This is a genomic window from Citrobacter sp. wls717 (genome assembly GCF_005280955.1).
Classification (GTDB): Bacteria; Pseudomonadota; Gammaproteobacteria; order Enterobacterales; family Enterobacteriaceae; genus Citrobacter; species Citrobacter werkmanii.
Genome location: NZ_SZWW01000007.1, coordinates 426,387 through 447,493, shown reverse-complemented (window position 1 = coordinate 447,493; position 21,107 = coordinate 426,387). Strand labels below are relative to the sequence as shown.

General features: G+C 52.8%; 13 protein-coding genes. 9 read left to right on the top strand and 4 right to left on the bottom strand.

Going from position 1 to position 21,107, the window contains the following annotated elements; all coding sequences use genetic code 11:
- The first annotated feature begins 21 nt into the window (after window positions 1-21).
- Window positions 22-270, top strand: coding sequence for a DUF1158 domain-containing protein (locus FDX09_RS06805; RefSeq protein ID WP_069323123.1), 249 nt, complete (start codon window positions 22-24; stop codon window positions 268-270).
- A 21-nt stretch (window positions 271-291) separates the two neighbouring features.
- On the opposite strand, the gene FDX09_RS06800 is transcribed toward FDX09_RS06805, so the two are convergent.
- Complete coding sequence (locus tag FDX09_RS06800) at window positions 292-633, bottom strand: RamA family antibiotic efflux transcriptional regulator (protein ID WP_003021996.1); 342 nt, start codon at window positions 631-633, stop codon at window positions 292-294.
- Between the two features lie 17 nt (window positions 634-650).
- Window positions 651-1,763: an MBL fold metallo-hydrolase gene (locus FDX09_RS06795; protein WP_137346957.1), complete on the bottom strand. Its 1,113-nt coding sequence runs from the start codon at window positions 1,761-1,763 to the stop codon at window positions 651-653.
- Window positions 1,764-1,953: 190 nt separating this feature from the next.
- Here FDX09_RS06795 and FDX09_RS06790 point away from each other — a divergent pair, with 190 nt between their 5' ends.
- From FDX09_RS06790 to nfsB, 3 genes are all read left to right on the top strand, one after another.
- Window positions 1,954-2,535, top strand: a complete 582-nt coding sequence (locus FDX09_RS06790; RefSeq protein ID WP_069323121.1) for a TetR/AcrR family transcriptional regulator — start codon at window positions 1,954-1,956, stop codon at window positions 2,533-2,535.
- Window positions 2,535-2,903 carry an MmcQ/YjbR family DNA-binding protein gene (locus tag FDX09_RS06785; RefSeq protein ID WP_038638590.1) on the top strand — a complete coding sequence of 123 codons (369 nt, stop codon included), beginning with the start codon at window positions 2,535-2,537 and terminating at the stop codon, window positions 2,901-2,903. Before FDX09_RS06790 ends, FDX09_RS06785 begins: the two co-directional genes overlap by 1 nt.
- Window positions 2,904-3,021: 118 nt before the next feature.
- Window positions 3,022-3,675 carry an oxygen-insensitive NAD(P)H nitroreductase gene (gene nfsB, locus FDX09_RS06780; RefSeq protein ID WP_069323119.1) on the top strand — a complete coding sequence of 218 codons (654 nt, stop codon included), beginning with the start codon at window positions 3,022-3,024 and terminating at the stop codon, window positions 3,673-3,675.
- Between the two features lie 46 nt (window positions 3,676-3,721).
- Here nfsB and FDX09_RS06775 read toward each other — a convergent pair whose 3' ends face one another.
- Window positions 3,722-4,585 (bottom strand): helix-turn-helix transcriptional regulator, encoded by an 864-nt coding sequence (locus FDX09_RS06775; RefSeq protein WP_085047567.1) that lies wholly within the window; start codon window positions 4,583-4,585, stop codon window positions 3,722-3,724.
- A 107-nt stretch (window positions 4,586-4,692) separates the two neighbouring features.
- Between FDX09_RS06775 and FDX09_RS06770 the strand changes: the two genes are divergently transcribed.
- Window positions 4,693-6,132, top strand: coding sequence for an MFS transporter (locus tag FDX09_RS06770; RefSeq protein WP_204354925.1), 1,440 nt, complete (start codon window positions 4,693-4,695; stop codon window positions 6,130-6,132).
- A gap of 71 nt (window positions 6,133-6,203) precedes the next feature.
- On the top strand, window positions 6,204-7,448 hold the full coding sequence (locus tag FDX09_RS06765) for a mechanosensitive ion channel family protein (protein WP_069323117.1): 1,245 nt from the start codon (window positions 6,204-6,206) through the stop codon (window positions 7,446-7,448).
- A 54-nt stretch (window positions 7,449-7,502) separates the two neighbouring features.
- On the opposite strand, the gene pheP is transcribed toward FDX09_RS06765, so the two are convergent.
- Complete coding sequence (gene pheP / locus FDX09_RS06760) at window positions 7,503-8,897, bottom strand: phenylalanine transporter (RefSeq protein WP_038638573.1); 1,395 nt, start codon at window positions 8,895-8,897, stop codon at window positions 7,503-7,505.
- A gap of 293 nt (window positions 8,898-9,190) precedes the next feature.
- Between pheP and FDX09_RS06755 the strand changes: the two genes are divergently transcribed.
- From FDX09_RS06755 to FDX09_RS06745, 3 genes are all read left to right on the top strand, one after another.
- Window positions 9,191-10,366, top strand: a complete 1,176-nt coding sequence (locus FDX09_RS06755) for a DNA repair protein (RefSeq protein WP_137346956.1) — start codon at window positions 9,191-9,193, stop codon at window positions 10,364-10,366.
- Between the two features lie 616 nt (window positions 10,367-10,982).
- A complete protein-coding gene (locus FDX09_RS06750) occupies window positions 10,983-11,561 on the top strand; it encodes a LuxR C-terminal-related transcriptional regulator (RefSeq protein WP_085047570.1) in 579 nt (192 codons plus the stop codon).
- A gap of 194 nt (window positions 11,562-11,755) precedes the next feature.
- Window positions 11,756-21,094, top strand: coding sequence for an autotransporter outer membrane beta-barrel domain-containing protein (locus FDX09_RS06745; protein ID WP_137346955.1), 9,339 nt, complete (start codon window positions 11,756-11,758; stop codon window positions 21,092-21,094).
- Window positions 21,095-21,107 lie beyond the last annotated feature (13 nt).

Genomic DNA, 21,107 nt, shown 5'->3' with positions numbered 1-21,107 from the left:
TAACTCAAGTTTAACAATACCATGAAACACCCGCTTGAATCGCTGATGACCGCCGCTGGGATCCTGCTGCTGGCTTTTCTGTCCTGCCTGCTCTTACCTGCCCCTTCACTTGGCCTGGTGCTGGCGCAAAAACTCGTCGCCACCTTTCATCTGATGGATCTCAACCAGTTTTACACGTTGCTGTTTTGCCTGTGGTTTTTACTACTGGGGGTGATTGAGTATTTTGTGCTGCGCTACATTTGGCGGCGCTGGTTCTCGCTGGCGGATTAAACCCGCGAGAACCCGGTGCCGTTAATGCGTTCGACTATGATTTTCTTTGCGATAAGCGCCCGGCGGTTGACTAAACGTACGGGTGAAAATACGCGTAAAAGTCTGCTGTGAATCGAATCCGTACTTCAAACAGATGTCGTACACTTTCTGATCGGTATCGCGCAGATCGCGCGCCGCCAGCAGCAGTTTACGCTCACGGATGTAACGCCCCAGGCTCTCGCCTTTGTACTGCATAAAAAGACGCTGTAGGTGCCATTTTGAATAACCCGCATGGCGTGCAATATCATCAATGCGCAATGGTTGATTCAAATTATCATCAATCCATTCAACAATCGTATCAATTACCTGAGCAGAAATCGTCATCATGCTCTCCCCTGTGTTCATTGATTCGCCTGCTGCCACCAGGCCGTAAACGTTTGGTCCGGTTCGGACAGTATGACCGGTTCACCCAGCATCGGCGTCAGCAGTCGGTAATCTTGTTGGCGGCTGGCAAGCGCCAGTCGTTTGTACGGATCATCCCAGGTATGTTTCGCCAGAACAAAACGACCTGCGTGCCCGGGCAAAACGGCTTTCGCATGCAGATCCGCCGCGGCCTGAGCCGTCTCTTCCGGCATCATGTGAATAAACTTCCAGTCCTGGTCATACTGACCGTTCTCCATAATCGCCAAATCAACCGAGCCAAACTGCTCGCCAATGGCTTTAAAATGCGGCCCGTAGCCGGAATCCCCGCTGTAATAAACGTTCTGCCCCGGCATTTCAAACATAAAGCTGGCCCACAGCGTCTGATTACGCTTAATGCCTCGCCCCGAAAAATGGCGGGCTGGCAGAACATGAACAATCAGTGAATCCGTCACTCTGACGGACTGATTCCAGTCACGTTCGTCGATTATCTCGCTGCGCATTCCCCAATAACGCAGATGCGACCCCACACCCAGCGGCGTAATCACCCGTTTAATCTTCGGCATTAACGCCTTGATGGTGGCGAGATCCAGATGGTCATAATGATCGTGCGAGATGATGAGCAGATCGATCTCCGGCATCGTCTGCGCGGTCCACGGATAATCCCCGGCAAAGGCTTTGTTCAGAAATGAAAACGGCGCGGCATAGTTGCTGAACACCGGATCAATCAGGATGCGTTGACCCGCCAGTTGCAAATACCATGAGGAGTGGCCCAGCCAGACCAGAGTATCCTGCTGCGGCGGTAACCCGGCGAGATCGCTCGCCACCAGCGGTAACGGCTGCGCTGGCCGCGCATTTTCACGTTTAGCGACCAGAAACTCCCACCAGGCCGCCAGCATACCTTTGTTACCGGTATAGCCCGGTGTTGGCACCTGGTTATGAAACTGTCCATCACGATAGTGTGGCGACAGTTCAACCTGACTCAGTTGTGCCCCTTGCGGCGCCTGGCCAAATCCGGCATTGAGTACAAACGGTAAACTTGTAGCAGCGGCAATAAGCATAATAACAACCACACAAACTGTGAGACGCTTCATATCCTGACCTTAAACGCGCCTCCTTTCCGCTGGTTTGCGCGACTGACTCTTGATTATGAGTGAGTAAGCACTCATTATAGAAATCGAAAGTTCGCCGTCAAGATGATTTTCAATCTTTGACATTCTCCGTTGCGGTGCTGCAAAGGCCGTGATTCAATCATGTTTTTTACAGACTTAAGGGTAAAGTGTAGTGGCTCGTCCGAAGAGTGAAGACAAAAAACTGGCATTACTGGAAGCTGCAACCACAGCATTTGCACAATCAGGTATTGCGGCCTCAACCGCCGTAATCGCGCGCAATGCAGGGGTTGCGGAGGGAACGTTGTTTCGCTATTTCGCGACCAAAGATGATCTGATCAACGAGCTTTACCTCTTTTTAAAACACGATCTCTGCCAGTCAATGATGGCCAATCTGGACCGTTCAGTGACCGATGCCAAAACCATGACTCACTACATCTGGAACAGCTACATTAGCTGGGGTCTGAATCATACCTGCGGACATCGCACCATTCGTCAGTTGGCCGTCAGCGAGAAAATCAGCAAAGAAACTGAACAGCAGGCTGACGATATGTTTCCGGAACTGCGCGATCTTTGTCATCGCTCCGTGCGCCCTGAATTTATGTCGGACGAGTATCGCGCCTTCGGCGACGGGCTTTTTTTGACACTTGCAGAAACAACCATGGAATTCGCTGCCCGCAACCCTGCCCGCGCGACTGAATACATTTCGTTGGGGTTTGAAGCCATGTGGCGCGCCCTGACCCGCGAGGAAAAATAATGGATGGAAAGACACTGCATGTCTGCGCGAAGCGCCTTGCGCTTGAACTGCCTTTTACTGAGCACTGCTGGCCTTTTGGCCCGGAATACGACGTGTTCAAGGTCGGCGGCAAGATTTTCATGCTGGTCTTTGAACATCACGGACGCCCGCTGGTTAACCTGAAATCCGATCCGCAAAAATCACTGTTAAATCAGCAGATCTACCCCAGCATTGAACCCGGTTATCACATGAATAAAAAGCACTGGATCTCAGTCTATCCAGGCGACGACATTACCGAGTCATTGCTGACGGACCTGGTGAGCGACTCATGGCACCGGGTGGTGGATGGTTTGCCTAAGCGCGATCAGCAACGCCTGCGGCCAGGCTGATTTATCGTTAGCGTCGATAAGTGTTTTTGCATTTTTCGCTCTTATCATTTTCTCGCTAACCCTGTACCCTGCTGAAACTAAACGCACCCGCAGGGTAGGAAAACCACCAGGAGTAGTTATGGATATTGTTTCTGTCGCCTTAAAACGTTACTCCACTAAGGCATTCGATCCGAATAAAAAACTGACCGCTGAGCAGGCCGAAAAATTAAAAACGCTGCTGCAGTTTAGTCCGTCCAGCACCAACTCTCAGCCGTGGCACTTTATCGTTGCCAGCACTGACGAAGGTAAAGCGCGCGTGGCGAAATCCGCAGCCGGCGGCTTTGTATTCAACGAGCGTAAAATGCTGGATGCATCCCACGTTGTGGTGTTCTGCGCCAAAACGGCGATGGACGATGCATGGCTGGAGCGCGTCGTCGATCAAGAAGAGCGCGATGGCCGTTTCGCTACCCCGGAAGCCAAAGCCGCTAACCACAAAGGCCGTACTTTCTTTGCCGACCTGCACCGCAAAGATCTCAAAGATGACAACCACTGGATGGCGAAACAGGTGTACCTGAACGTCGGTAACTTCCTGCTGGGCGTTGCGGCGATGGGGCTGGACGCGGTGCCAATCGAAGGCTTTGATGCTGCCGTTCTCGACGCAGAGTTTGGCCTGAAAGAAAAAGGTTTCACCAGCGTAGTCGTGGTCCCGGTAGGTCATCACAGCGTAGAGGATTTCAACGCCGCGCTGCCGAAATCTCGTCTGCCGTTGGAAACAACGCTGACTGAAGTCTGATTTTTGCCGTTATGCCCGATGCGTGTCGCCGTCATCGGGCGTATCACTACTGATTCAGCCAGGCCAGAGCCTGCTCCCCCGCTTCATCCATCGGTAAATAAACCAGCAGCCGCGAACCGTTACGCGGGGCGGAATACCAGTACATTTGCTGCAAGCTAAAACGCCCTAACTGCGGATGAACAAAGTTTTTGACCTGATTTTCCACACCGCGAACGTCATAACGCTGATGCCATAATGCTTCAAACTCAGACGATGCGGCAAAAAAGCGCGCCAGTTTATTTTCCCAAACAGGATCGCTGCGATGTTCCGCCATTGCCGCACGGAAATAAGAAACAAACGTCGGTAATACATCGCAGTTTTCTATCCGGCTACGCCAGGTTTCATTCGTGAGATAGAGGTAAATACAGTTGCGGTCTTCGCTCGGGAGCGTGGAGAAATCAACGCCCATCAACCGGCAAAAACTGTCGTTCCAGGCCACGATGTCAAAACTGGGTTTCTGAATACTGGCGGGCTGCGGCATCAGGCTGTCGAGCATCTTTCGGGTGCCTGGCGCAATCCCTTCACACACCATCACCGGCGTGGATTCCGGTGGCGTCAATCCGGCCAGTACAAACAGGTGGCGGGTTTCCAGCGGACTGCATTGCAGCGCGCTCGCCACGTTCAGTAAGACCGCTTGCGACGGATTGACCTCTCGCCCCTGCTCCAGCCAGGTGTACCAGGTGACGCCAACGTTAGCCAACATCGCGACTTCTTCGCGGCGCAGACCGGGCGTTCTTCGCCGCCCAATGCGCGGCAGACCCAGACGCTGCGGATCGAGGCTTTCCCGTCGCGCACGTAAAAACGCGCCAAGCTGCTTGCGGCTGTCATCAGGGAGAATAACCGCGGATTCCTGTTGCGCTATTACCGACATGGACTCTCCAGCATAGTAGTACCAATACCAGTATAACCAGGAACTGGTACCCGTTTAATTTTTCAGTGATGCTACGTCCATCTGCAAAATGATGCAATGGAGTTACTATGAGTACATCAACTGTTTCACCCGGCCGCATAGGGTTGCTCCTGTTATTGACAGGCCAAATGCTCCCGCTCATTGATACATCAATTACCAATGTCGCTCTGGATTCCATTACCCAGTCGCTTCAGGCCACCACCACGCAGCTGGAGCTGATTGTCGCTTTGTACGGGGTGACTTTCGCCGTTTGTCTGGCGCTGGGCAGCAAACTCGGTGATAACTATGGTCGCCGCCGCCTGTTTATGACAGGCGTCGTGCTGTTTGGCATCGCCTCTCTTTTATGCGGGATGGCGAATTCCATTCATATGTTACTGGCTGCCCGCGTTCTACAAGGTGCGGGCGCGGCGCTAATCGTGCCGCAGATCCTTGCCACCCTGCACGTCACGCTGAAAGGTCCTGCACATGCGCGGGCCATCAGTTTGTATGGAGGAATTGGCGGCATCGCGTTTATTGTCGGCCAGATGGGCGGAGGCTGGCTGGTTTCGGCAGATATTGCAGGGCTGGGCTGGCGCAACGCCTTTTTTATTAATGTCCCGATCTGTCTGTTAGTTCTGATGTTCAGCCAACGCTATGTCCCGGAAACCACGCGAGAAACCCGAACCCGCATCGACTGGCTGGGCACCAGCAGTCTGGCTGCGATTCTCTGCTGCTTGTTGTTTCCCATGGCATTAGGCCCGGAAACCGGCTGGCCGTGGCAGACTCAGCTTGCTCTGGTCGCCATCCTGCCTTTGGGATGGTGGATGCGCAGCAATGCGTTACGACAAGAACAGACCGGGCAACATCCTCTCTTACCGCCACGCCTGTTAAAACTCAGCAGCATCCGGTTCGGCGTGCTGATCGCATTACTGTTTTTTAGCGCCTGGTCAGGATTTATGTTCTGTATGGCGCTGACGCTACAGGCCGGTCTGGGGATGGCGCCCTGGGAATCCGGCAATAGCTTTATTGCGCTTGGCGCAGCCTATTTTATCTCCGCCTGTTACGCACCGCGACTCATTGCCCGCTATAGCACGGGACGTATTCTGCTCACCGGGTTGATTATTCAGATCGCTGGCTTGATGGGCTTAATGATGACCTTCTGGTATTCAGGTATGCATACCTCAGCCATTACGCTCGTTCCGGCGACAGCATTTATCGGCTATGGTCAGGCGCTGATTGTGAACAGTTTTTATCGCATCGGTATGCGCGATATCGCCACGCACGATGCGGGCGCCGGAACCACCATTCTGAGTACGTTGCAGCAGGCAACATTAGGACTCGGTCCCGCCGTGTTGGGGGCGCTGTTCCTGCATCTGCAGCAACATTACCATGGTGATTACACGCGCTCGGTTATCGGCTTTTTAGCCGTCGAAGCCACAATGATGACCGTACTGTTACTGACTACCTTTTTATTTCGCCGCACGCTGAATATCAATCCGGTGTGCGCCAGCATCGCCGCAAAATCGTAGGCAAGACGAGCGTAATTTGCATAAGCTCCTGACAGCAGTCATCATAGGCCGCTGTTTATTAAGGAGACATTATGCAGGAATTGATATCTCAGGTAGAAGAACTCGGCATTGAAATAAACCACACCACCTCGCTGGTGATGATTTTTGGCATTATTTTTCTCACCGCCATTATTGTTCACGTTATTTTGCACTGGGTGGTGCTGCGCGCATTTGAAAAGCGCGCAAACGCCAGCTCCCGTCTGTGGCTACAAATCATCACGCAGAACAAGTTATTTCACCGGCTGGCATTCACCCTGCAGGGTATCATTGTCAACATTCAGGCCGCGCTGTGGTTACAAAAAGGCAGCGAAGCCGCAGAGATATTAGTGACCTGCGCTCAGCTGTGGATCATGATGTACGCCCTGCTGTCCCTGTTCTCCCTGCTGGACGTTATTCTCAATCTGTCGCAAAAACTCCCAGCCGCATCTCAGCTACCGTTGAAAGGTATATTCCAGGGAATCAAACTGATCGGCGCAATTATCGTTGGGATTTTGATGATTTCCCTGCTGATTGGTCAGTCCCCGGCAATACTGATAAGCGGCCTGGGCGCGATGGCCGCCGTCTTAATGCTGGTGTTTAAAGATCCAATCCTCGGCCTGGTGGCCGGCATACAGCTTTCAGCCAACGATATGTTGAAGTTGGGCGACTGGCTGGAAATGCCGAAATACGGCGCAGACGGCGCGGTTATCGATATTGGTTTGACCACGGTGAAAGTGCGCAACTGGGATAACACCATCACCACTATCCCCACCTGGTCACTGGTATCGGACTCTTTTAAAAACTGGAGCGGGATGTCTGCTTCCGGGGGGCGACGCATTAAACGCAGCATCAGCATTGATGCCACCAGCATTCATTTTCTTGACGAAGATGAACGCCAGCGACTGCATAAAGCACACCTGCTAAAGCCGTATTTAACCACGCGTCATCAGGAAATTGACGAGTGGAATCAGCTATTGGATGCGCCTGAATCCGTATTGAATCACCGCCGGATGACCAATATTGGCACTTTCCGCGCCTATCTGAACGAATATTTACGTCACCATCCGCGGATTCGCAAAGATATGACGTTAATGGTACGCCAGCTTGCGCCGGACGATCATGGTTTGCCGATCGAGATTTATGCTTTTACCAATACGGTAGTCTGGCTGGAATATGAAAGTATTCAGGCTGATATCTTCGACCATATATTCGCAGTGATCGAAGAGTTTGGCTTACGCATTCATCAGTCGCCTACCGGAAATGATATTCGCGCATTGTCAGGGGCTTTTCAGCGTTAATCGGCAATGAGAAGTGGTGACCGATCTCATCGCCAGGATGAGATCGGTTAGATATTAGCGGGATTTACGGCGCAGCAGTTTGAAGGCAACAAACAGGAACAGGATCCATATCGGCAGCAGAATAGCGGACAAGCGCATATCATCCATGGTGCACATCAGCACCAGAATCATGCCGAGGAAGGCAATGCACAGATAGTTTCCGGCCGGATACAGCAGCGCTTTAAACTGGGTATCACGTCCTTTGCGGCGCATCGCCGCGCGGAATCGCAAATGCGCCAGACAAATCATAATCCAGTTTAGTAGCAGCGTCGCGACAACCAGCGCCATCAACAGACTGAACGCTTTTTGCGGCAGCACATAGTTGATCAACACCACCAGTGACGTAATCGCGCCGGACAGAATCAATGAGTTCACCGGAACGCCACGACGACTGACGCGGGTTAAAAACTTCGGCGCATTTCCCTGCACGGACAAGCCAAACAGCATGCGGCTGTTCGAGTAAACACCGCTGTTATAGACCGACAGCGAAGCCACCAGAATGACAAAGTTCAGTGCAGAAGCCACCACGTTACTGTCAAGATTATGGAAAATCATCACGAACGGGCTACTGTTTGATTTCACTTCCACCCACGGGTACAAGGCCAGCAGCACCACCAGAGAACCGATGTAAAACAGCAAAATACGGTACACCACCTGATTTACCGCTTTCGGGATACTTTTCTGCGGATCCTGCGCTTCCGCGGCAGTGATCCCTATCAATTCCAGCCCGCCAAACGAGAACATAATCACCGCCAGCGAAAGGATCAATCCGTTCCAGCCGGTGGCAAAAAAGCCGTTGTAACGCCAGAGATTATCGATGCTCGCATGTTCCCCGCCGTTACCGGAAAACAGCATCCAGATACCAAAGCCAATCATGCCGATAATGGCCAGCACTTTAATCAGCGCAAACCAGAATTCCGTTTCGCCATACAGACGTACGTTAACCAGATTGACGGCGTTGATGATCACAAAAAACGCGGCGGCCCAAATCCAGGTGGGGACATCGGGCAGCCAGTACTGCATGTAGATTCCGGCCGCTGTCAGCTCCGCCATGCCAACCAGCACAAACATCACCCAGTAGTTCCAGCCGGACAAAAAGCCAGCAAACGGTCCCCAGTATTTATAGGCAAAATGGGCAAACGATCCGGAAACGGGTTCTTCCACCACCATTTCGCCCAGTTGACGCATAATCAAAAAAGCGATGATTCCGGCTACGCCGTAACCCAGTAACACCGCAGGCCCCGCCATCTGAATGGCCGGACCAATGCCCAAAAACAGGCCGGTTCCAATTGCGCCGCCCAGCGCAATTAACTGAATATGGCGGTTTTGCAACCCCCGCTGAAGCGTCGGCTCATTCGTCGACGCGGCATCAGACACGCTGGTGTCAGATGCAGTTGACGCGTTTTTCACGCCCTTCCCCTGTGTCGTTTTTATTGAAGGGGCTTCTTTTAACATTTCAACCTGGTTGCCGCAAGGCGCAATCGTTTAACACCATGGTCATCAGCGATGCCTGAGCCGTTGTTATTTTTCATGGGGCTGCTCCTTACCAGAGCTCACGCTTTTCATAATTACAGTGAATTATTCTGGACGAAAAGGTATTGCAGGCCACAGAATGCACCTTACTGTTTTTCTAACATTTTCAAACGGGTGGGCCTGTTGTATTTAAGCCACTCGTTTTTAAGCCAGGCCAGGCAACGACTGTCATGAATAAGATCATCAAACGACTGGAAATCGTCAAAAGCGCTATTGAACTGGAAGATGAGGAGATTATTTTCCAACAGGTGGCGCATCTGAAAAATGAGCCTTTGTCAGTCGTGCCAGACACCATCGTGCAGGCGATCGAAGCCCGGCGCTTTAGCGATGCTCTGCGTGAAATCACCGCCTGGCTGCAATCTCAGCGGGCAGTCTCTACGTGGCAGGATCCTGCGATTGCGGCGAGTAAACTCGAACTGAAAGCGCTTGAAACACAATTGCGTGACCTGATTGATAAGCGCAACACGCGCATTCAAATCCTCGATGATTTCAACGATCTATACCATCTTCGTCTTGGGCCGTTGATGAGCCGCATCCTTGAGCTGCGTAAGCAACTGACCGCCAGCGCGCAACGTAAGCAGGAAGCGGAGCGAAAACGCCGGGAAAAAGACTATCAATCCTGTCAGCACTATATTTCCCAGGCCGTTGAGCAGTTGGCCAGACTCAAGCAGCAATGGATGAACCAGCACTCAGATTCGCGCGAATCTGTCGAAACCCGGCAACGCATTCAGCAACAAACGGAGCTGATCACCGCCCTGCTGGCGGAGATCCGTGAACTGGAAAACGACTTTTCTCGCCAGGACGACAGCGCGACTCGCCAGGCACAAGAAGAGGCCAGTCATGAATATGATGAATATCAGGAGCAGCAGCAGGACGCACAGCATCGTTTTACCCGCGATCAACGACTTTCTCCCGATGAGCGTAGCGAGCTAAAGCGCCTGTGGCGGCAGGCCAGTCGTCTTTGCCACCCGGACGTAGTGGCGGATGATCTGAAAGAGAAAGCGCATCAGATGATGGTACAGCTTAACCAGGCGCGCCAAAATGCCGACCTTGCCGCCGTACGGGCGTTACTGACCCAGTTACAAAGTGGTCTCGAACCGATGATGGCGAGCGACCGATTGAACGATCTGCAGCATTTACGCAGCAAAATACAGCAGCTCAGAGAACAAATTAACGCACTGCTGAAAGAGATTACCGAACTAGAGGCGGAAAACGCCTGGCGCCTTGCTTCCTCCGTGACCGATAAAGAGGCTTACTTCTCTGACCAGCAACGGGCGCTGACGGAAATCCGCAACTCGCTGGAACAACAGGTGCAACAGGTCGAGCAGGAGCTGTTAGCGGGCTGAGCGCTAGCAGCGAAGTAAGCAGATAAAATGACAACGGCAAGCAACATGCTCAAATAAAGCACAAAAAGACCAACTTAGAATAAAAATCTATGAACGTTTATTTAATTGGCTAAACAGTCTTAAATTCAAACATTTTTAGATGCTTAATGTAAGTTTGGCGATATTTCCATCTTCACTGTTCCCACCCGCCCCTTCTTCCTAATCTTAATTAAGAATTTTCCTACCCACCAACCAGTCCATCATCACAAGCTGGCATTCCTTTGAAATATAATCATTTTTAAATAAATCGCCGTCAATAAGCCAGGAATATCCTGCCTTTATGGAAAAGGTGGGCCCATTCTTGTGGTGATCCATAAGCGAAATCTATCAATCATCTGCTCAGAGGTGATATAAACGATTTATCTTAAATTTTAACAAAGTGTAATATCTACTTTCAGAATAGTTAATGCTTCTAATAAATACAGAAAATATCTGTTGAATCGGCAATAAATAAGGATACGTTCGAACCAAAGAACGTTATACGAGATTTAATTAACATTCCGCGCGTCGCAAGAAACTCTTTTTTCAGCCAGAAAAAAGAGGCGACTGCTTGCATTAAAATTTCAAGGAGATCGTAATGTCTAAGGCTATTTTTTTGGGTGATTCACTTTATCCCTGGCTAGGCATGCGAGAAATTCTACGTGGTTCATCATTATATATTGATATCACATACCACTCCTCTCAGACGTTTTCAGCAGTCAAGTTCCTGCCAGATGGCACGGATTACATCATTATTAATCCTGACAAATCAGATTTTTTAAAATATGCCCGGATTATCCGCAGCATGGCTATCCGCCCTGCCACAAAAATTATTGTTTTGGCAGATGAAGCCACCTTTTCTCTTTTTCAAACCGTTTGCGGGAAGAACATGCAATTACTCGATCAAGATGCCAGCCTCGATCGGCTACTGCATGCCGTTACACGTATCATACAGAATAAAAAACAAAATAATATCAACGCACTACATACTAAAATTACCGCAAACGAATTCAATGTCATGATGATGCTTGCCCGGGGTTGGTCATTGGCACAAATCGCCGGGGCGTCACAAAAAAGTGAAAAAACCATCGGGGCGTACAAAAGCAACATTGCCAGAAAGCTCGGCAAAAATAACACCCGGCTCAAGTACACCATTTCCCACTATAGCCAGCCGTAACTGACTTATTTAAGGACAATTATCACGGTTATTATTTAAATCTTTCCTTTCGGCTCATTTTTAATTCCGCAACGCTCGGAAGGGAGCCCTATTCCCAAAAATCAATATGCCGGGTAGCGCATCCGCGGGCCAATCATAGCCAACAACTCAACGTATTAACACATACATAACAGGAATGTAGACGAGGGTTATATATGAACAAAGTTTACAGCATTATTTGGAACGCGGCGCTCGGCATCTGGGTGGTCGTTTCTGAATTAACTAAAGGCAAGAAAAAAAGTAGTTCACGTAAAACTGTCGCCGTCCTCGCTGCTGGCGCATTAAGCGGAGCGTCGATGATGGCCTCGGCTGATCCGATTATTGATATCGGCGATCATGATATTTCTACTGACTACCAGCGAGGAATTTCCGCTGGCGTTTATGAGGGAATTCATAACTACGGCTTCTTATATGAAGATAATACCACTGGTCAGGCGCTCAATATCAGCGGCGCGATCCCGACGATTACCCCTGGCCAAAGCGGCGTTGTTGAGTCAACGACTATCCGGGAGCTGCTGCAAACCGGCAAAATCACGCTTAAAGCTACCAGCCCTGACCAGAGCGTAAAAACAATCTCTACAGAGGAAGAGCTGGCAGAATACCTGACTCATACCCAGTCAGCGAAGCCTTCGCAAAGCACGGACTTTGATATTTTTGATCCGGCGCTCCCAGGAGAGCCAGAAACCATTAAAGTTTTTGATACCAGCGCGTTAGCCGGGTTTATCACTGAGTCACAAATCGGCGATGCTGTTTTAAATACGTATGATGCGCAACAAACGCAAATCTATAAGCAATTTGGCATCGCGTTGGCGACCAATGGCGCCACGGCCAATCTGAATATTGGCAACGATACGCTTCATGTACGTGACAAAGCCAATACCATCGAATTACTGGCTAAAGATTCCTCGCTGCTGGAAGCGCAAGGCGCCAACAGCCAGGTGAACTGGCAATCCGATAACTACATCAAATTTAACGCCGCCCCCGTTATTCCGACCAAAACGTTTAACGGTTCCAGGACGACCTCCGTATTTGGCGGCGATGTAACGCTGATGACATATGGCTATAACGACGCTGGCGAGGTGATCGAAACGGGGGAAAAAACGTTCTCAATTACCACGGCTGCGGAACTGGCTGAGTTCAATAGCTGGTTGTTAGGCGAAAGCGATGATGCCGCGCAAAAACCGGATGGACAAAAAGTCAGTCAGATCCAGTTGTGGCTGGATGTTGAAGACAGTCAAATCACAACCGTCTCCGCCGCGCAAGCGAAGTATGCTGAGCTGATAGATGACTTACTGACTTCAGGTAAGTCATCTGATGTTATCTCCTGGGATTACGACGTCTGGACCGATGGCGAGTCGCATAGCAATAACACGACCGCCGAACGCGGTGAGCTACACGCTATCTATGCCAACGGCGCAGGTACCGCCGGTACGTTGAATAAAGATGCGATGATCGCCGTAGACGGCAGTATTAATGGCGTGATGAAAGCCATTGACGGCGGGGTTATCACTAACCTGGGCGAACTGAACGCATTGCGTACCTCTACCGGCCAGAGCCTGGCAATTGGCATGCTGGCGAAAGATGCGACGGCAACCAACCACGGAACGATTAACGCCGGGCTGTTTATTGATAAGGACGGTAACCAAAACGTCAACAGCTACGGTGCATTTGGCATGCAGGGGCAAGGCGCCAGCGTAATTACCAACGAAGGCACAATCAACCAGGCGATTACTACCGATAACTTCGGTACCGCTTCTGCTGCCGATCCCTGGAGTAAAGACGATCCCGAGACTTCGTTGACGCTGGCCATTGGTATGCAGTTGTCCAACGACGCGCAAGGCACTAATAACGGCGATATCAATATCGTCAACGGACACAAAAACAATAACCCCTTTGGTAACGGCACCGCCTTTGGCGTAGAAGTCGCCGACAACGCCACATTTACCAACACCCAGAATGCCTCTATTTACCTTGGCCGCGATGCTAATAATTCCTCCCAGGATGCCATACTGCCAGGCGGTTCCAGCCCAAGCGCCGGTATCATGACCAAAAGCGCCAAAGAGGTGATTAACAATGGTCTCATCACCCTTGGCGTCGGCATACGTAACGCCGCCGGGATCCTGATCGGCAATGCAACAGGTAATGTGCTGAATACCGGCACTATCGCAATCAATGGCGATGGCCGTGGAGGCACCAGCAAGAACTACGGCATCACTGTGCGTGACAGTGGCGCAGAGAATGGTCAGATCATTAGAAATGACGGCAAAATTAACGTTAATGGCAACAATAACGTCGGGATCCACGTCAGCGCCAATAAGAAAAATGCCGAAGTCACCACCAGCGCTTCTGGTTCTATCGTAGTAGACGGTGACGGCGGCGTCGGTAACCGAAACTATGCTATTTGGGCAGAAGGCGGCACCAACGGTCAGGCAACGGTCAATGTCTATTCTGATATCACCCTGAATCAGGCAGGTAACATCGGCGTACACGTGCGTGATAACGCCATCGCTAACGTCGATAGTCTGAGTAGCCCGGCGTTCAACAACACCGATCAGATTGGTTATTACCTGTATGGTAAAGGCGCGACCGCCAATATTGGGCAGGCGGTGATGAATGACAACGGCCAGGATCGCACCACTATTTTCCGTATCGCCAATGGCGCATTGTTGGCCGGTAATACGACTAACCCGAAAGATCAGTCCACTTCTGACCTAAATCTGACGCTCAGCGGCAACAATTCTGTTGGCGTGCTCGCCACCGGCGCAGGCAGTAGCGTAGATACCGGGGAAGCGACGTTTACCGTTAAGGGCACCAACTCCGCAGCGCTGATCATCGAAGGCGGCGCCAACGGTACCATCAGCGATAAAACCACCATCAATTTAACCGGTGAAAGCACCGTTGCCGGGGTGGTGGATGGTCAGGCGCATCAATTGAATGGCGACACGCAGGGGAATGCCACGAGCACCACCCTCACCTCAAACGCGAAGATTACCTCTGAAGCCAGCGGCAACAAGGTTATTGCCTATGTGGCGAGAAATCTGGGCAACCTGCTCCTCGATACCAAATCGATCATCGATCTGGCCAGCGTCGACAGCATCGGCGTTGATGTGCAACAAGGCGGGAACTTAACCAATAACTCCTCCAGCGCCCTGCATGTCAGCAACGGCATCGGCGTACGCGCCTCAGGCTCTAACGCGCAGATTAGTAAGCTGGGCAAAATTCAGGTTGATGATGGTACTGCTGGCGTTCTGCTGACCCAGGGGGCCAGTCTGCTGATCAACGGTAAAACTGGCGACAGCATTATCACTAATGGATCTGCTGACGGTATTCGTCTGGCCGAGGGTGCAGGCGCGCTGGCCGCGCAAAGCGTGATGATTCGCGCTGAGGGGACTGGTGCCGGTATTCAAAACGATGCCAACAACACCAATATCACACTGCGTGATGTCACTATCGATTCCAACGATGGTCCAGGGATCCGCACCAGCGTCGCGCTGACCATGAACGATGGCCTGAACAACATCCTCAACGTCAACGGGAAAGGTACCGGTTTCGCCTTTGAGCAGCGCAATGGCGACGCGGTGACGGGCGATCTGACCATCGGCAAAGGCTATACCGTTGAGGTGCGAAACAGCGAAGGCAGCGGTATCCGCGCCAACACGGATGGCCAGGTCACGACCAGTGCCGACATCAACGTACATAACAGCGCAGGCGGTTCTGCGATCATCGCGAAAAACGTCAGCGCATTAACCAACAGCGGGAAGATTATTTCTGCCAGCACGACCTCACCGGTGATTGACGCCAGCGGCGACAGCAAGAAAAAAATCACCAATACCGGTACCCTTCAGGCCATCAACGACACGGCGGTGGCTATTCAGTCTGGTAAAGGCAATGACACCATTGATATCAGCGGCGGTATCACCAGCGGCGTAATCAATACCGGCGAAGGCAGAGATACCTTCAACTGGCGCAGCGGTTCCTATGCGGGCGAAGTGAATTTCGCTGGCACTGGCGGCAACAATAAAGCCAACATCGGCAATGTAATACTGGATAAAACGCGCCACATCATTACCGCTGCGGGTACGGGCAATGCCCTCACCTTCACCAATACGAAAGATGCGAAGATTGGCACGCTTGCCAGCGACAACCTGAATACCGGCACCAACATTGGCACCGGCTGGGATTCCCTGACCATCAGCGGATCAAACGCGGATGTACGCATCGTTGAAAACCTGAGTCTGGCGAGCAAAACCCTTGCCGTAAACAATGGCGCAACGCTGCGCACCGGCGATCACATTGAGCCGACCAGTACTGCCGCCAGCATTGGCGATTACGATGTGACGACCCAAGGCGCAGGCAGCAGGGTTATCTTCGATACCCTGGGAGATGCGTCAGCGGCGCAGATCTATCGTGGCATCATCAGCGGCGACGGGAAATTTGAACGTGCGGCGGGCGGCACCACGGTGTTTACCGCCAACAACAGCTACACCGGCTCTACCACCATCGCGCAAACCGGTACGTTGCAGTTGGGTGACGGCGGCAATGAGGGCGAAGTCAGCGCCGTATCTGACATCATCGACAACGGCGTGCTGGCGATCAACCGCGCCAACAACGTCCTGCTCAACGGGGTGATCTCTGGCATCGGCGCGCTGCAACAAATCGGCGGCGGCATTACCCGTCTGAACGGCAATAACACCTATACCGGCGATACCACCGTCACCAACGGTACGCTGCTGGTGAATGGCGATCAAAGCGCGGCGCGCGGCGCAACGACCGTCAGCGGCACATCCACACTTGGTGGGAATGGCATTATCGGCGGCAATGTATTGATGAACGATGCCACCACCCTCAGCGCGGGTGATGGCGGTGCAGGTACGCTCACCATTAACGGTAATCTGCAGCTTGGCAGCAAAACGACCTCCGCTTTCGAACTGGGCAACGCTTATACGCCAGGCGGTGCATTAAACGATCTGGTCAACGTCGCAGGCGATCTGCAGCTTGACGGAACCCTGGATGTTACCACTTCACAGGGCGGTAACTTCGGACCGGGCGTATATCGTATCTATAACTACGGCGGCACGCTGGATAACCAGACGCTTGAGCTGGGCGTAATACCGGACAGCCAGGATAAGAGTAATATTTTTGTCCAGACCTCTATCGACAAACAGGTCAACCTGGTGAATGCCAACGGCGTTACCCTGCAGTTCTGGGACGGCGCAACCGTCAATCAGAGCCATGGCGCATCGGGCATTGAAGGCAACAGCAAAATTGACGGCGGCGATGGCAAATGGATGGCGATCGGCAGCCAGGGAGATAACAACTGGACTACGGCAACCGGTGAAGGTAACGCCCCCTGGGCGCAGAAATCCTTTGCCGTCTTCACCACCAAAGGCGGAACCGTTACCGTGGATAACGCCGCGGGCGAAGTTAACTTCTCCGGGGCGCAGTTTGACGCCGATGGCTATATCGTTAAAGGTGATGCGCTTAACGCGTATGCCACCACAGAAAACGCGCCCCATGCAGGCCAGACGCCAGGCACCGGTGAACTGCTGCTGCGCGTTGGCGCCGGTGGCGCGGGTCAAAACTATACCGCGGCCATTGAGTCGGTGATCCGCGAAGCCAGCACGACTGACAAACTGACGCTGGTGAAAACCGACCTTGGTCGTCTGATCCTCAGCGGTGATAACGAGTATCGCGGCGGCACGCGCATTGATGGCGGTACGTTGCAGATTTCCTCTGACAGCAACCTCGGCCAAAGCGGAACCGATCTGGTTATTAACAACGGCTCCACCCTGCAGATGGGCGCGGACCTGACCAGCAATCGCACTATCGAGCTGGGAGCGAGTGATAACGCGGCGGTGTTTGACCTCAATTCGCGCCACTTCACGCCAGCCGGTGAGATTACCGGCGACGGTAAACTGAAAGTCACCAGCAGCTCAAGCGATGCGGGCAGCACCTTGTCGCTCGATCGCGCCAACAGCTACAAAGGCGATACCGAAATCGCCGGTACGGGTAATGCCAACAATGTCACGGTCAACGTCAGCAAAACCGGGGCCTTTGGTAGCAATGAAAGCAGCACCGTGAACGTCAATAAGGGGGCGACGCTCAATGTCAGCGGGACAGAGACCAGTCTGAAATCCCTGACCATGAACATCGCCGACAGCCTGTTAACGCTGGCGGATAATGTCACCGCCGCAAGCGCCAAACTCAACCTGACTGGCGCTGCAAAAGCGCTGTTAACCGACAACGCCACCGCAGGAAACGCGACGGTTAACGTGGCAAAAGACAGTACGCTGGCTCTGGAAGAGAATGCCAGCGGCGGCAATGCCAGCGTGAATAACAGCGGACTGATGACCTTTGCCGACCTGGCGATGGCGGAAAATACCGTCGTTAAAAACCTGGTGGGCGGTAAGGTCGATATCAGCGCGGTCGACAGCGCAACGTCTATCGGCTCGTTGTCCGGCGCGGGGAATGTCGAATTGGGCAATAAAGCATTGTCGCTGGGGAATCTGCAACTTGATGACACCATCAGCGGCATTATCAGCGGTAACGACGGTAGCCTGGTGAAAATCGGTGACGGCACCTTAACGCTGACAGGCGATAACACTTACACCGGCACCACGGACGTCAATGAAGGCGTGCTGCTGGTCAACGGCAACCAGTCTGCCGCGACCGGTCAGGTAACGGTTAAATCCGGCGCGACGCTCGGCGGGAACGGTATTATCGGCGGCGCAGTTGACGTGCTGGACGACGGTCATATTACTGCTGGCGCCGCCATCAACAGCGTGGGTAAACTGACCACCGGTTCACTGACGCTGAGGGATAACGCCCAACTGGATTATCAGTTTGGTCAGGCTTATACCCCAGGCGGTGCCTTCAACGACCTGATTGATGTGAATGGCGACCTGACGCTCGACGGTAAGCTCAATATCGAGACCTCGCCGGGCGGCAGCTTTGACGTGGGCGTTTACCGCGTCATCAACTACACCGGCACCTTGACCAACAATGTGATGGACATTGCCAACGCGCCGGAAGCCGCAGACAGCCTGTACGTGCAAACCTCGGTTAACAACCAGGTTAACCTGGTCAACCATGCCGGACTGACGCTGCGCTTCTGGGACGGCACCGGCGGTGAGAATGGCGAGCTGAAAAACAACGGCGTCATCAACGGCGGCGACGGTATCTGGCAATCCAGCCAGGGTAACGACAACTGGACCACGGATGAATCCACGCCAGAAGGCGCGCTGAATGCACCGTTTACCGATGCCGCCTTCGCCGTCTTCCAGGGTGAAGCGGGCAACGTCACCGTCGATAACAGCAAAGGCGACGTTATCATTAGCGGCGCACAGTTCGCCACCGATGGCTATCGCGTGGGTGGTGAGGCCATTACCACCGACACAGCGAACACGCTGATTCGCGTCGGCGATGGCACGGTAGACGGCGCAAACTACACCGCAACTATCGACAGCGTGATCCGCGGTACCGGCGGCCTGAATAAAGGTGATCTCGGGACGCTGATCCTTACTGGCGACAACACCTACAGCGGTGGAACCACCATCACCTCAGGTACGTTGCAGGTGGCGGGGGATACCAACCTTGGCGCGCCAGAGACGGGTATTACCTTCAACGGCGGTACGCTGAAGTATGGCGAAGCATTTGATACCGCCCGTCAGGTGACACTGGAATCCGGCGGCGGGACATTCGATACCAACGGACATAACGTTTCCCTGCTGACGGAAGTCGAAGGTAATGGTCATCTGACCAAAACCGGTAAAGGCTCCCTCACCCTGACGCTGGATAATACCTACACCGGGGGCACTACCATCGAACAAGGCGTTTTACAGCTGGGTAATGGCGGTAACATCGGCAGCATTCAGGGAGATATCGTTGATAACGGCGTACTCAAGGTTGATCGCGCGGATACCCTGGCGTTAACGGGCAATATCAGCGGTAAAGGCCAGTTGCACCAGACCGGCAGCGGTATTACGGAACTGCAAGGTGAAAACAGCTACAGCGGCGCAACGTTGATTGCCAACGGCGTACTGCAGGCGGGTAATACCAACACCCTGAGTAGCGCGTCACACCACTACGTTGTCGCTGACACCATGTTGAACACGCAGGGATACAACCAGACCGTCGCAGGCCTGAGCAACGGCGGTGATGTCTCGCTCATCGGCCAGCAGACTGGCACAACGTTAACCGTCAAAGGGGATTACGTCGGCGAAAAAGGGATCATCAACATGGCGGCCATTCAGAATGGTAGCGGTGCAGGTATTGCCGACCGTCTGATTATTGATGGCGGTAAAGCCAGCGGGAGTACGCTGCTGGACGTTGATGGTTCTGGCCTCGGCGCACCGACCGTCGGGGATGGTATCGAGGTGGTCACGGCCCTCAATGGCGCCACCACCACCGCGCAAACGTCGCGCGACGCCTTCCACCTGGCCGCCGATCGTATGGCAGCAGGCGCGTTTGAGTACCAACTGCATGCGGGTAATGCTCAGGGTCAGGGGGAAAACTGGTATCTGAGAAGCGAATATCGTCCGGAAACCATGCTGTATTCAGGCCTTGCCAGCGTCGTGCGTCAGGGTGACATTAGTCTGCTGGGTAACATGCACCAACGTATGGGCGACGAGGTTAAACCGGGCATTGATGAAGATAATCGCGCTTGGGCGAGAATGCTTGGTTACTCCGGTAAAACCAAACTGGACGATGCGGCCGGGACGCAAACCAGCTCCCATACTATGGGTATCCAGGTCGGCGTCGATATGTATGCTAACGAAAGCTGGAAAGCCGGGATGTATACCAGCATCCTTGACATCGACAGCAATGTGAAAGGCACGAAGACGGGTAGCGACGGCAAAGGCGGAAACATCGATGACAATGCGTTTTACGTCGGCGGTTACGCCACCTGGTTCTCGGGCGACGGGATGTATGTTGATAACGTCCTGCAGTACGGTAACCATAAATCTCGCCTGGCGGCGACCGGGAACAACGGTTCTTATACCGTCAAAGGCAACACGCTGACGGCGTCAACGGAGGTGGGTAAATCGTTCCGTCTGGGTTCAAGCGCCTGGAGTCTGGAACCTCAGGCTCAGTTAATCTACCAATACAGCGATTTTGATAATGGTCGGCTTGATGGTGTGACCCAAACGAAAGTGAAAATGGATACCGCTGATTCCTTTACCGCCCGTCTGGGCGTACGTCTGGTTGCTGACTATGACACCAACCATGGCAAATTCCAGCCGTACGGCAGGGTAAACGTCTGGCAGGGTCTGGGTTCAAAAGACAAAACGCACTTTAGCAATGCGGTCGCCACCACCACGCTCGAATCCTCACAGCAGTACTCCAGCACCGAAGTTGCGGCCGGTCTGTCCTGGTCAATCGACAGAAACGTGCAGGTCTACGGTGAACTGGGTACGCAATTCAGCAACGGTGGCAGTAAGTCGCAAGTTGAAGCACCGATCAATGCTTCCATTGGCTTTAAGAAATCGTTCTAAGCAGTCATAAACT